14 protein-coding genes are annotated in these 12,716 nt (G+C 73.7%); 3 read left to right on the forward strand and 11 right to left on the reverse strand.

What is annotated here, in order from left to right:
- Nucleotides 1-67: 67 nt before the first annotated feature.
- From OG432_RS30815 to OG432_RS30830, 4 genes are all read right to left on the reverse strand, one after another.
- The gene (locus OG432_RS30815) at nucleotides 68-1,144 is read right to left on the reverse strand and encodes an N-acetylglucosamine kinase (RefSeq protein ID WP_328314226.1); all 1,077 of its coding nucleotides are present in this window, start codon (nucleotides 1,142-1,144) and stop codon (nucleotides 68-70) included.
- Nucleotides 1,141-1,818 (reverse strand): uracil-DNA glycosylase, encoded by a 678-nt coding sequence (locus OG432_RS30820; RefSeq protein WP_328314227.1) that lies wholly within the window; start codon nucleotides 1,816-1,818, stop codon nucleotides 1,141-1,143. Before OG432_RS30820 ends, OG432_RS30815 begins: the two co-directional genes overlap by 4 nt.
- A 45-nt stretch (nucleotides 1,819-1,863) precedes the next feature.
- The gene (locus OG432_RS30825) at nucleotides 1,864-2,952 is read right to left on the reverse strand and encodes a WD40/YVTN/BNR-like repeat-containing protein (RefSeq protein WP_328314228.1); all 1,089 of its coding nucleotides are present in this window, start codon (nucleotides 2,950-2,952) and stop codon (nucleotides 1,864-1,866) included.
- Between the two features lie 89 nt (nucleotides 2,953-3,041).
- Nucleotides 3,042-3,662 (reverse strand): TetR/AcrR family transcriptional regulator, encoded by a 621-nt coding sequence (locus OG432_RS30830; RefSeq protein WP_328314229.1) that lies wholly within the window; start codon nucleotides 3,660-3,662, stop codon nucleotides 3,042-3,044.
- Nucleotides 3,663-3,837: 175 nt separating this feature from the next.
- Between OG432_RS30830 and OG432_RS30835 the strand changes: the two genes are divergently transcribed.
- Both OG432_RS30835 and OG432_RS30840 read left to right on the forward strand, forming a co-directional pair.
- A complete protein-coding gene (locus OG432_RS30835) occupies nucleotides 3,838-4,662 on the forward strand; it encodes a class II aldolase/adducin family protein (RefSeq protein WP_328314230.1) in 825 nt (274 codons plus the stop codon).
- A gap of 10 nt (nucleotides 4,663-4,672) precedes the next feature.
- Nucleotides 4,673-6,559, forward strand: coding sequence for a neutral/alkaline non-lysosomal ceramidase N-terminal domain-containing protein (locus OG432_RS30840; RefSeq protein WP_328314231.1), 1,887 nt, complete (start codon nucleotides 4,673-4,675; stop codon nucleotides 6,557-6,559).
- Nucleotides 6,560-6,574: 15 nt separating this feature from the next.
- Here the strand turns inward: OG432_RS30840 and OG432_RS30845 are convergent, their stop codons facing one another.
- A complete protein-coding gene (locus tag OG432_RS30845; protein WP_328314232.1) occupies nucleotides 6,575-7,666 on the reverse strand; it encodes an NADH:flavin oxidoreductase/NADH oxidase in 1,092 nt (363 codons plus the stop codon).
- Between the two features lie 107 nt (nucleotides 7,667-7,773).
- On the opposite strand from OG432_RS30845, the gene OG432_RS30850 reads away from it, so the two are divergent.
- Nucleotides 7,774-8,136, forward strand: a complete 363-nt coding sequence (locus tag OG432_RS30850; RefSeq protein WP_328314233.1) for an ArsR/SmtB family transcription factor — start codon at nucleotides 7,774-7,776, stop codon at nucleotides 8,134-8,136.
- Between the two features lie 94 nt (nucleotides 8,137-8,230).
- On the opposite strand, the gene OG432_RS30855 is transcribed toward OG432_RS30850, so the two are convergent.
- The 6 genes from OG432_RS30855 to OG432_RS30880 form a co-directional block, all read right to left on the reverse strand.
- Nucleotides 8,231-8,833: a TetR/AcrR family transcriptional regulator gene (locus OG432_RS30855; protein WP_328314234.1), complete on the reverse strand. Its 603-nt coding sequence runs from the start codon at nucleotides 8,831-8,833 to the stop codon at nucleotides 8,231-8,233.
- 243 nt (nucleotides 8,834-9,076) lie between these two features.
- Nucleotides 9,077-9,781, reverse strand: coding sequence for an HAD family hydrolase (locus tag OG432_RS30860; protein WP_328314235.1), 705 nt, complete (start codon nucleotides 9,779-9,781; stop codon nucleotides 9,077-9,079).
- A 19-nt stretch (nucleotides 9,782-9,800) separates the two neighbouring features.
- Nucleotides 9,801-10,472 (reverse strand): phosphatase PAP2 family protein, encoded by a 672-nt coding sequence (locus tag OG432_RS30865; protein WP_328314236.1) that lies wholly within the window; start codon nucleotides 10,470-10,472, stop codon nucleotides 9,801-9,803.
- 33 nt (nucleotides 10,473-10,505) lie between these two features.
- A complete protein-coding gene (locus OG432_RS30870) occupies nucleotides 10,506-11,441 on the reverse strand; it encodes a M56 family metallopeptidase (protein WP_328314237.1) in 936 nt (311 codons plus the stop codon).
- An 87-nt stretch (nucleotides 11,442-11,528) separates the two neighbouring features.
- The gene (locus OG432_RS30875; RefSeq protein WP_328314238.1) at nucleotides 11,529-12,104 is read right to left on the reverse strand and encodes a DUF5134 domain-containing protein; all 576 of its coding nucleotides are present in this window, start codon (nucleotides 12,102-12,104) and stop codon (nucleotides 11,529-11,531) included.
- A 170-nt stretch (nucleotides 12,105-12,274) separates the two neighbouring features.
- The gene (locus OG432_RS30880; protein WP_328314239.1) at nucleotides 12,275-12,661 is read right to left on the reverse strand and encodes a VOC family protein; all 387 of its coding nucleotides are present in this window, start codon (nucleotides 12,659-12,661) and stop codon (nucleotides 12,275-12,277) included.
- Nucleotides 12,662-12,716 lie beyond the last annotated feature (55 nt).

The raw sequence follows: 12,716 nt of genomic DNA on the forward strand, positions 1-12,716 counted from the left end.
AGCGGTATCTGTCCCGATTTACCCGGAGAGTGGCATAAAGATCAACTGTCCCGATCCGTCTCGGCCCCTACTCGGTCGCGATCCACAGCAGGCGCGGGTCGGGCGGAAGCCGCCATTCCCCTCCCGCGAGACCCTCCGCGATGACCAGGCAGCCGTCGAGCGGGTCCCCGGCCGCCTCGACCGTGCGCGCCTGCGGCAGGAGTCGCGCCAACTCCCGTCGCAACGGCGCGAGAAGGGGCTCACCCACCTTGAACAGGCCACCGGTGAGCGCCACGTGAGACGTCTCGCCCAGGCTCGTGGGGCAGACCGCGGCGGCGGCCCCCGCGATGTGCCGCGCCGCGTCCTCCAGGATGCCGGCGGCCACCGGGTCGGACCCGGCGCAGCCCGCGACCTCGGGCGCGAACGAGGCCAGCACCGCGGGCCGGTCGCCGCGCGGATACAGCAGGCCCGGCAGTTGTGCGGGCGGCCCGAACACCGCCTCCAGACGGGCCAGCAGCGGCGCGGAACCTCCCGGCCGTCCGTCGTGGTGGCGCAGGGCCGCGTCGAGACCGGCCCGCCCGATCCAGGCTCCGCCGCCGCAGTCGCCCAGCAGATGTCCCCAGCCGTCGGCGCGGCGCCACGTCGTCAGATCCGTGCCGAGCGCGATCATCCCGGTCCCGGCGGCGACCACCGCGCCGGCCCGCTGACCCAACGCGCCCGCGTAGGCGGTGACCGCGTCGGCCGCAAGGGCGAGCCTGCGCACCCCGAGCGCACGGGACAGGGCGCCCGGCAGTTCGGCCCGCAGGCCGTCGCCGAGGGTGGCCATCCCGGCCGCGCCCACCGCCGCCGCGGTGATCCGGACGGCCCCGGTGCTTTTCCTCAACTCCTCGACGGCCGGGAGCAGTTGCTCCAGAAGATGGCCGGGGTCGATCCCGGCGGGTCCGGTCCGTACGGGCTCCTTCGAGACGACCGTCGCGACGGGGCCGCCGGAGCGGTCGGGTTGGCCTGAGCGATCGAAGTGGTCGGACCGATCGGCGCGGTCGGAGTGCCCGGGGCGCCCGGAGTGCCCGGCGCGCGCGCCCGGCTCGGCCCGGCGCAGCGCGAACCGCACCCCCGATCCACCCGAGTCGACCCCGAGCACCCAGGGCGCACCGGCGTCCGTCACGGCAGTTGCCAGTCGACGGGGCGGGCGCCCTGCCGCTCCAGAAGTTCGTTCGTACGGCTGAAGGGCCGTGAGCCGAAGAACCCGCGGTCGGCCGACATGGGGGAGGGGTGCGCGGACTCGATCGCCGGGAGATCGCCCAGCAGGGGCCGCAGATTGCGGGCGTCCCGGCCCCACAGCACCGAAACCAGCGGGGTGCCGCGGGCGACCAGCGCCTTGATGGCCTGCTCGGTCACTTCCTCCCAGCCCTTGCCCCGGTGGGCGGCCGGTTTGCGGGGTGCCGTGGTGAGCGCCCTGTTGAGCAGCAGCACACCCTGCTTCGTCCACGGTGTCAGGTCACCGTTGGACGGGCGCGGGGCGCCCAGGTCGGAGTGCATCTCGCGGAAGATGTTCTCCAGGCTGCCGGGCAGCGGCCGCACCTCGGGCGCCACGGAGAACGACAGCCCCACGGCGTGCCCCGGTGTCGGATACGGGTCCTGGCCGACGATCAGGACCCGCACGTCGGCGAAGGGCTGCTGGAAGGCCCTGAGCACATGCGGCCCCGACGGCAGATAGGTGCGCCCCGCGGCGATCTCTTCGCGCAGGAAGTCGCCCATCGCGGCGACCTTTCCGGCGACGGGCTCCAGTGCGTCCGCCCAGCCGGGCTCGACGATCTCTTTCAACGGTCGTGCTGCCACGGGCGTCACTCTACTGGCGCAGCGACCGGCACGTTCGCCCGCCGCTCAACCGAGCACCGCCGCCCGCACGCACAGCACGTCCGGCAGATGGGAGGCGAGCAACTGCCAGCTGTCGCCGTCATCGGCGCTCGCGTACACCTCCCCGTTGCGGTTGCCGAAGTAGACGCCCGCGGGCTCGGCGTCGTCCGTGCAGAGCGCGTCGCGCAGCACCGTGCCGTAGTGCGCCTCCTGCGGCAGGCCCGCCGAGAGCGGCTCCCAGTTCCTTCCGGCGTCCTCGGTACGGAAGACCCGGCACTTGTTGTCCGCCGGGACCCGGTCGGAGTCGGCCGTGATCGGAAAGACGTAGGCCGTGCCCGAGCGCCGGGGGTGGGCGGCGGCCGCGAAGCCGAAGGTCGAGGGCAGGCCCGCGCCGATGTCCGTCCACTGCTCCCCGGCGTTGTCGCTGCGGTAGACGCCCCAGTGGTTCTGCAGATAGAGGCGGTCCGGGTCCACCGGGTCCTGGGCGACCTTGTGCACGCACTGCCCGAACTCCGGGTCGGGGTCGGGCAGAAAGACCGCCGAGACGCCCTTGTTGGCGGGGGCCCAGCTCGCCCCGCCGTCCCGTGTGCGGAACACCCCCGCCGTGGACACGGCGACCGTGAGGGCGCGGCTGTCGCGCGGGTCGGTGACGATGGTGTGCAGCCCCTCGCCTCCGCCGCCGGGGACCCAGCGGGAGCGCGTGGGATGCTCCCACAGCGGCCGTACGAGCTCGAAGCTCTCGCCGCCGTCCTCGGAGCGGAACAGCGCGGCCGGCTCCGTCCCCGCGTACACGACGCCCGGTGCCTCGGGCCCGGCCGGGCGCAGCTGCCACACGCGCTCCAGGGAGGCCCCGGTGAACTGGGGGAACTTCACGGCCGGTTGCTTCGGCTCGGTCCAGCTGCGGCCCAGGTCGTCGGAGTGGAACACCGACGGCCCCCAGTGCGCGCTGTCTCCGCCGGCCAGGATCCGGGGGGTGGCGGCCCGCCGGGTGTCGATGGCGACGGAGTACACCGCCTGGGCGTTGAAGTGGGGGCCGTCGAACGTCCACGTCCCGTCGCGCCTGCGGCCCAGAAAGAGCCCCTTGCGCGTACCCACAGTGAGCAGTACCTCGGTCATGCCGGTCCCTCCAAAACGCCGTTGTTCCGGATGTGGCCCAGTGTGCACCCGGCCACTGACAACAGCCTCCGCGGCGGGAAATTTCCAGCTCAGCCGGGGTCGTCCGCGGGTTCGGTCACCGCGTCGAGCAGGAACGGGAGGAACTGCCCCGCCAGCGCGCCGGGCGCGAGGACGTCCGGCTCCACATAACTCTGCCCGAGCGCACCCTCACGCAGCGCCACCACGACGCGCACCAGTTCGGCCAGGTCTCCGCGGGCCCGGAGTCCGGCGCGTGCCAGCAGGGCGCCGAGCAGGGCCGCAGCCTCCTCGCGCAACCGGGCGTCGTGCGCGGCGAGCCGGACGGCCGCCCGCGGATCGCGGATGGCGTACAGGGTGAACTCGGTGGTCACCAGGTACCAGGTGCGCTCGTCGGGTTCGACGTGCGCGAGCAGGGCGGCGATCCGCGCCACCGACAGGTCCCGGTCGTCGGTCCGGGCGGCCAGGCGTCCGATGCGCTCCAGTTCGCGCGCCGCGTGCGCGTCGAAGAGGGCGAAGAAGAGCTCCTCCTTGGAGGAGAAGTTGGAGTAGAACGCGCCCCGGGTGTAGCCCGCGCGCCGGCAGACTTCCTCGATCCTGGCCGCGCCGAACCCCGACTCCGCGAACACCTCGAGCGCGGCGTCGAGCAGCCGGGCCAGCGTCTGCGGCCGGCGCTTGGTCGTTCCCTTGGGCACTGACGACTCCCGGACCCTTGACAGCGCGGACGCGCTCGGAAAGCATCCAGGCGCGTATCGGATACGTGAATGTATCCGATGACCGCGCCCGCCCACCCCGTCACGCACCCCTTTGCCGCATCTCTCCGACGCGGCCCCCCGGGCGCGCCCCCCACTCCCTTCAGGAGGAACGCACATGACCGACCACGTCACGGCTCCCGCCCCCGCCGAGGTGATCGCGGGCGCCGCCGGCCCGGTGCCCGAAGGGGTCACGATTCCCATGCCTCCGGTCTTCGACGGCATCGAGGCCGAGCGCCGCTACCGCAAGGAACAACTCGCCGCCGGATTCCGGCTGTTCGGCCGCTTCGGGTTCTCCGAAGGCGTCGCGGGACACATCACCGTCCGCGACCCGGAACACCCCGACCGGTTCTGGGTGAACCCGTTCGGCATGAGCTTCGGCCGGATCAAGGCGTCCGATCTGATCCTCGTCGACCACGAGGGCAACCTCCTGTACGGGTCCCGGCCGGTCAACCGCGCCGCGTTCGTCATCCACGGCGCCGTCCACCAGGCCCGCCCCGACGCCGTCGCCGCCGCCCACTCGCACTCCCTGCACGGCAAGGCGTTCTCCTCCCTCGGCATCCCCCTGGACCCCATCACCCAGGACGCCTGCGCCTTCTTCGAGGACCACGGCCTCTACAGCGACTACCGGGGCGTCGTCAGCGACGCCGAGGAGGGCAAGCGGATCGCGGCCGCGCTCGGCGCGTACAAGGCGGTGATCCTCCAGAACCACGGCCTGCTCACCGTCGGCCACTCGGTCGCCGAGGCGGTGTGGTGGTTCATCACGATGGAACGCTCCTGCCAGGCCCAGCTCCTCGCCATGGCCGCCGGCACCCCCCGGCACATCGACCGCGAGACGGCCCTGCACACCCGGGGCCAGCTCGGCGGCCACTTCGCGGGCTGGTTCCAGGCCCAGCCGCTGTACGAGCAGATCGCCGACTCCGACCCGGACCACGTCAACTAGCCTGCTCCTCATGGGACTTCGGGCGGGGCGCGGCATCGCCGACATCACCGGGGAGGTCGCCGAGTGCGGCATGCTCGGCTACGGCAAGGCGGACCAGCAGAGCGCGGGCCTGCACACCCGGCAGCGAGCCCGCGCCTTCGCCTTCGAGGAGGGCGCGGTCCGGCTGCTCCTGGTGGTGTGCGAGCTGCCGCTGATCTCCGACGCGGTCGTGCGGGAGGTCCTGCGGCGGCTGCCCGAGGGGTACGGCGCCGCCCAAGTGATGGTGACCGCCACCCACACCCACTGCGGGCCCGGCGGCTACTTCCACCACGCCCTCTACAACGGCAACACCGGCGGCTTCCGTGAACTCACCTTCCGCGCGATCACCGACGGCATCACCGAAGCGGCCCGCGCGGCGATCGCCGACCTCGCCCCGGCCCGACTGAGGCTGGCGCACGGCGAGTTGACCGACGCCGGCGTCAATCGCTCACCGCGCGCCTTCGCGCGCAACCCGGCGGCCGACCGCGCGCACTTCCCGGACGCCATCGACCCCCGGACCACGGTGCTCGCCGTCGAACGCGACGGCAGGCTCGTCGCGGCCGTGAACTGGTTCGCCACCCACAACACCAGCATGACCAACCGCAACCGTCTCGTCAGCTCGGACAACAAGGGCTACGCGGCCCTGCACTGGGAGCGCACGGTCGCCGGCGTCGACCATCTCGCGGGCGGCACACCGCGGTTGGTGACGGCGTTCGCGCAGACCAACGCGGGAGACATCTCGCCGAACCTGGGGCTCGCGCCGGGCCGCGGGCCGACCGACGACCAGTTCGAGAACACCCGGATCATCGGGACCCGCCAGTACGAGGCCGCCGCCGCGCTCACCGGCGGCAGGCCGGTCCTCGGCGGGCTCGACGTCCGCACCACGGACATCCGCCTCTCCGCCGTGGACGTGGGCCCCGCGTTCACCGGCGACGGCCGCTCCCACCGCACCTCGCCGCCCGTCGCGGGAGCGGCCGCGTTCGCCGGCGCCCACGTCGACGGCCCCGGATTCAAGGGCTTCGGGGCCGGAGCCAATCCGCTGTGGGACGCGCTCTCGCGGCGGCTCGTCTACCCCTTCGCGCCGGCCCTGCGCGATGCCCAGCACCCCAAGGCGCTCGCCCTGCCCGCGGGCCCCGTCAACCGTTTCCTGCCCATGGTCCAGGAGCACGCCAGGGTTCAACTCCTGCGCATCGGACCGCTGTTCCTCATCGGTGTGCCCGCCGAGGTCACCATCACCGCGGGCCTGCGACTGCGCCGCACGGTCGCCGCGATCCTCGGCGCGGACCTGCCCGACGTCCTGGTCGCCGGATACAGCAACGGATACGTGCACTACGTGACGACGCCCGAGGAGTACGACGCCCAGGAGTACGAGGGCGGCAGCACCCTGTTCGGGCGCTGGGAGCTGCCCGCGCTCTGTCAGACCGTGGCGGGCCTCGCCACCGCGATGCGTGACGGCGTCCCGGTGGATCCCGGCACGCCGGAACCCGCGGTGCCGGCGCGCCCGCGCAAGCCCCGGCCCGCCGCACAGGTCCCGCACCCGGGCCGGCGGTTCGGCGACCTCCTGGACTTCTCCCTGATCGGCCGCCGTGCCACGGCTTCCTTCGTCGCCGCACACCCCTCCAACAACCTGCGCAGGAACGGCAGTTACCTCGCCGTGGAGCGTAGCGAGGACGACGGGCCGTGGAGGCGCGTCGCGGACGACGGGGACTGGGCCACGGTGTTCCGCTGGGCGCGCTCCGGCGGCGCGACCTCGATCGCCACGATCACCTGGAACATTCCCGCGGACACGGAGCCGGGCACCTACCGCCTCGTGTACCACGCGGACGACGCGGCGAAGGGCCCGTTCACCGGGGTGAGCGAGCCCTTCGGCGTCGGCTGAGCGTGCGGCCCAACGTCAGACGGCCCAGCCGTACGGGTCCGGTATCCGCACCTCGGCGCCCAGTTCGCGGGCCGCCCTGAGCGCCCATGACGGGTCGCGCAGCAGTTCCCGGCCGAGCAGGACCGCGTCGGCCTCGCCGTTGGCGAGGATCTTCTCGGCCTGTGCGGGCTCGGTGATCAGGCCGACGGCCGCGACCGCCACGGGGCTTTCGCCGCGCACCCGCTCGGCGAACGGCACCTGGTAGCCGGGCCCGACCGGGATGCGCACGCCCGAGGCGTTGCCGCCGCTCGACACGTCGATGAGGTCCACACCGTGCTTCCCGAGCAGCGCGGCCAGGCGCACCGTGTCGTCGGGAGTCCAGCCGCCCTCGGTGAGCCAGTCGGTGGCGGAGACGCGGAAGAACAGCGGCAGTTCCTCGGGCCACACCGCCCGCACGGCGTCGGCGACTTCGAGGGCGAAGCGGGTGCGGTTCTCGAACGATCCGCCGTACTGGTCGGTGCGCCGGTTGGAGTGCGGCGAGAGGAACTGGCCGATCAGATAGCCGTGCGCGCCGTGGATCTCGACGACCTTGAAGCCCGCGTCGAGCGCCCGGCGGGCCGCGTCCGCGAACTGACCCACGACGTGCTTGATGTGAGGGACCGTCAATTCCGTGGGAACGGTGTGCTTCTCGCTCCAGGCAACCGGGCTCGGGCCGACCGGCTGCCAGCCCTCCGCGCTCGCGGGGGGCAGCGGCGCGCCGCCGCGCCAGGGGCGGTCCGTCGAGGCCTTGCGTCCGGCGTGTGCGATCTGGATGCCGGGGACGGTGCCCTGGCTCTCCAGGAACGAGGTGATCCGGCGCAGCGGGGCGACCTGGGCGTCGTTCCAGATGCCGAGGTCCGCCGGCGAGATCCGGCCCTCGGGGCTGACGGCGGTGGCTTCGAGGAGGATCAGGCCGGTGCCGCCGGCCGCGCGGGCCGCGTAGTGCGCGAAGTGCCAGTCGCCGGCGACGCCGGCGTCGGGCCCGAAGACCTCGGCCGAGTACTGGCACATCGGCGCCATCCAGACCCGGTTCGGGATCGTCAGGGACCGCAGGGTGTAGGGCTCGAAGAGGGCACTCGCAGCAGACACGGCAGACTCCAGTCGACACGGCCCGGGGCGCCGGTGCGGCGCCGGGATCGCTTCGTACGATACTCGTCGTAGTACGGGAGGTGTCAAACTACGACGCTCCTCGTACAATGAGCTCCGTGACCACCACGACGAACGCCCGTGAACTCGCCCACCCGGCGCGCGAGGAGATCCGCCTGGACGGCGTCCTGCACGCCCTGTCCGACCCGATGCGGATGCGGGTGGTCCGGGCGCTGGCCGCCGGCCGGGGCGAGCTCTCCTGCTCGTACTTCGTGCTGCCCGTCACCAAGTCGACGACCACCCACCACTTCCGGGTGCTGCGCGAGAGCGGCGTGATCCAGCAGGCCTACCGGGGCACCGCCAAGATGAACGGGCTGCGCCGCGCGGACCTGGACGCGCTCTTCCCCGGCCTGCTCGACAGCGTCCTCGAGGCGGCGGACCGCGAGGCCCTGCGCCTGGGCGACGACTCCTGACTCCGCCCGGCGCGAGGCCCCGGCCCGCGCCGGGACCGCGGCCGCCCGCAGGGCTGCGCCGCCGTACCCGCGGCGGACGGACGCCCGCCGCCGGTCAGGGAGCGGGCCGCGGCGGCAGGCCCTGCTCCCAGTCGAGCCCGTAGCGCTGGAACAGCTCCGCCCGCAGGGTCACCGCGTCCATGGGGGCGCCCGGCAGGAGCGCGGCGAAGACGGCGCCCATCAGATTGGCGCGCAGCATCGGATACTCGTGCTCCACGTCCCGCGAGCCGTACCGCTCGATGGTGTCCCGGAGGAGGGCGGCCAGGCGCTGCTGCTCGGGGCACCGCACGAACCCCTGGGCCTGCAGGATGCCCGCCATGTGCGCCCGCATGAGGACCGGCTGGGAGTGGGTGAGACCGAGGATCGCGTCGATGGCGCGGGCCAGGCGCTCACGCCCGTCGGTGGTCCGCGGCTCGCGCTCCAGGCCCGCCTCCAGGGTCAGATGCATGAGGCGGTGCACGGCGGACTGGAGCAGCTGCCGCTTGCCCGGGAAGTAGTACGACACGAGGCCGCGGGCCGAGCCCGCCCGGTCCGCGATGGCGCCGAGCGTCGTCGATTCGTAGCCCCGTTCCGCCACCAGCTCCACAGTGGCCTGCAGCAGCCGCTCGCGAGAACGTCTGCGCAATTCTTCATTGACCGATGCGCTGCGCGGGGACATGCTGTAACTCCTGCGTTGACTGGCTCGGAGCCAATATACTCAGGCTGTCGCGGGGCGGTACCCCTTTCACGGGGTCTGACCTGCGCACGGGCTGCTCGTTCGGGGTGACGCGGGGGATCACCTCGGACGAGTGGCCCCTTTTCGCCCCCGCGGCGGCCCCCTCCGTGATCTCCCCCGCCGGCCCTCCCCGGCCCCGCTCGGCGGCCTTCGCCGACGCCGCTCAGCGGCCCTGCCCGGCCCCGCTCAGCGGCCTTCGCCGGCGAGCGCGAGCACCGCCCGCAGGCCGTCCGGGCGCTCCCGCACCGGCAGATGGTCCACGAAGTGCACCGCGCAGCCGAGCGCCGCGGCCCCGCCGTCCGCCCGGCGGTCGTCGCCCACCATCAAGACGCCGCCCGGAGCCTGCCCGAGCGCCTCGCAGGCCACCTGGAACAACCGCGCGTCGGGCTTTTGCACCCCGTGCTCGAAGGACAGCGCGTACGTGTCCACGAAGTCGTCCAGGCCGTGCGCGCGGAAGACGGGCCGCAGGTCCCAGCCGATGTTGCTCACCACGCCGATCCCGATCCCGCGCTCCCGCAGCCCGGCGAGGACCGGTCCGGCGTCGGCGTACGGACGCCAGGCGGCCGGGGTCATGTGACGGTCGTAGAGCAGGTCGTACAGGCGGGGGTCGGGCAGCCCCACCGTGCGGGCGAGACCCGTGTACGCGCGCCGGTGCAGTTCGCCGTCCCGGTCGCGCACGCTCCACAGCTCCGCGAGATGCGCGGGCACGCGCAGCGGGTTGGCGCCGCCGGGCAGCGCACCGGCCTCCTCCAACTCCCGCGCGCACCGGGCGAATTCGGCCTCCGGCAGCGTGATGGCGCAGGCGTCGAGCGCCGCGGAGAGCCAGTCGCCCACGGGCTCGACGCGAAAGAGGGTGCCGGAGAAGTCGAAGAGAACGCCCTTGATCGTCATGCCCGTGATCCTCGCCTGCTCAGCGTGGCCGGTTCAAGACCAGACGCTGATATGCCGCCGCGCTCAGCATGACGACGGCCACTCCCGTCAGCCAGCCGCCCACCACGTCCGAGAACCAGTGCACGCCGAGGAACAGCCGCGTGAACCCCACGCCCAGGGCGCTGACGACCCCCGCCGCCGTGACGGCCGCCCGCACCACGGGCCGGGCATCGTGCAGCACCAGGAGCCAGACGATCAGCCCGGACGCGACCGTCACGCCCAGCGCGTGCCCGGACGGGAAAGCGGCGTACGAGGCGGTGGCCACCGGGTCCGGCCAGTGCGGCCGCTCCCGGCCCACGGCCGCCTTCAGGCCCTGCTGCACGGCCGTGCCGCCCGCGCTCGTCGCGGCGACCCACAGCGCGAGCAGCCGCTCGCGGCGCCACAGCAGGAGCGCCACGACCGCCGCGAGCAGGGAGCGCATCGTCCAGGGATCCCACACCCAGTCGCTCAGCAGCCTGTTCGCATGGGTGAGTCCGGGGTCGGTGACCGCGCGCCGGTGCAGCGCATCGGCGACCGCCCGGTCCCACGCCATCAGCGGACCCCACTCGGCCGCCACCAGGATCAGCAGCAGCGCCGCGAGCGCGGCGCAGACGAGACCGGCGCGGAGCGGCGCGGTGGGGCGCGCGGAGACGGGAGCGGGAGCGAGCAGCATGCCAGTGATCCAACCCGATACCGAGTGGCCCGGCTAGCCCAGGGCGTGCAGGCCCGGTACGAGGGCCACGAGCAGCGGCACGGCCGGGACGAGAGCGGCGTACGCGGTCAGGCGCAGCCGGTGGCTCGCGGGGAGCCGTGGAGCGGCCGACAGGAGGCGGTGCACGCGCCGGGGGAGCTGGCCGTCCGGGGCGGGACAGGGCCCGAACACCCCGCGGTCCTCGTTGAGTTCGACCAGGGCGAGCGCGATCGTGAGGCGCCCGAAGCGCCTGGAGGCCACATCGTCGGCTGCCAGCTCCACCAGCCGGTGCATCTCGTCGCGGAACGCCGCGAACACCGGCACCTGCGGGAACCCGCGGGCGAGTGCGCCCGAGCAGTGCAGCAGCCAGTCGTGGCGGGCCCGCGCGTGCCCCAGCTCATGGGCGAGCACCGCATCGAGCTGACGGCCCTTCAGGCGTCGAAGTGCCGCGGTGGTGATGACCAGTTGGGGCATCTGGCCCGGCAGCCACCAGGCGTCGGGCCGCGCCGCCTCAAGGACCACGAGGCGCTCGCCCGACGGCTCCTCGCCGGGCAGCAGCGGAGAACGCAGGCGAAGCTCGGCGCGGCGCCGGCGCCGGCGCGCCCAGCTGTCCCTGATCTCCCGGGTGAGCATCGCTCCCGTCCAGGCCCCGCCGAGGAAGAGCACCACGGCGAGCGCCGCCGACCACGGGCCGTAGGGACCGAGCGCGTACGCCTCGACGACGGCCCGGGGTGCGGGCGCGAACACCTGGCCGCGCACGGTCCGCCACGCGGACGCGGCACTGAGGACCATCGCGAGGCCGAAGCACAGCAGGACCGCCGCCACCACGCACTGCCAGACCCACAACGCCACCACCGGCTCGCGCTCGACCCAGTCGGCACGGGCGAGCAGTCGCGGGGCGGCGACGGCGGACACCAGGCCGAGCACCAGCAACGCGAGGGAGACCGTCATGGTCTCAGCCTATGAGCGGGGCCGCCGTCATAGGTATGTCCGCGGGCACCAAGTGACGTACGCCACGACGCGCCACGGGCGGCGGGCTCAGACGGTCACCAGCATCGCGAGCATCGCGATCCCCATCGACAGCCGGCACGCCAGCGCCAGCTCCGGCCGGGCCCCCCACGGCACGGACGGCACGCCGCCCCCCGGTGCGCCGCCGCCCGCCGACGGCAGCAGCCGCGCCCCGGCCGACAGGACATAGCCCGCGAAGTACACCAGCAGCGCCCCCGTCAGCAGCGGAATGCCGCCCCCCGGATGCCCGGCATGCCCCGCGTGTCCCTCGGGGTGGGTGCTTCCCGGTGCCATCGCGAGCGCCATGTAGACCATCGCGAGCGAACCCACCACGTGGTGCAGATGGTGCGCGCCGCCCCGCGCGAGCCACAGGGCGCGCAGAGCGCCGCCGCCGAAGACCACCGCGTACGCCGCCGGCATCCACACCCCGGGCGGGGCGAACGCCGCCGGCACGGCCATCGCGGCCATCCCGAACCCCATCACCGCCTCGCCGCCCGCCGCCCTGCGAGCCGGCTCGGAGCCGCTGCGCAGGCGCAGCAGACAGTACGAGCCCGTCGCCGCGCACAGCGCGACGAGCAGCCAGCCGGGCACCACCGGACCGTGCACGGCGTACCTCCCCGCTCGATGTGACGCCTGCCGCCCAGTCGATGCCCATCCACGGGGCCGCATACGCGGGCGCAGGGACACACAGGGGGAGCGCGCGGGGGATCACCGCGGGCCGCCGCGGGGTGCCGGCCGGCCGGGGCCCGCGGCCTTCGGCGAGGACGGCCCCCAGGTCAGGGCCGAAAGCGCAGCGGATGATCGTCCGGGATCTCCACCACCACGATGCGGACCCCGTCCGGGTCCTCGATCCACATCTCGACGAGCCCCCACGGCTCGCGCACCGGAGGCCGCACGACGTCGACCCCGCGCTCCACCAGTTCCTCGTGGGCCAGCGCCACGTCGGCGACCTGGAGCCACAGCTGGAGCCCCGGCGCCGGCGGGCGGTCGGCGCGGCCGGACACCTCGAGGAATCCGCCGCCCAGGAAGTAGACCGTGCCGCGCTCGGGTCCCTTACCGAACTCGCGGTACACCGCGAGCCCCAGGTGCTCGCCGTAGAAGGCGCGTGAACGCTCGGGGTCGGTGGGGCGCAGAAGGGTCCGGCTGCTCAGTACGTGCACCATGGCAGAGGACCCTAACCGCCGGGATACGCTCCAAGGACCGCCCCGCACCACCGAT

The organism is Streptomyces sp. NBC_00442, from assembly GCF_036014195.1.
Taxonomy (GTDB): domain Bacteria; phylum Actinomycetota; class Actinomycetes; order Streptomycetales; family Streptomycetaceae; genus Streptomyces.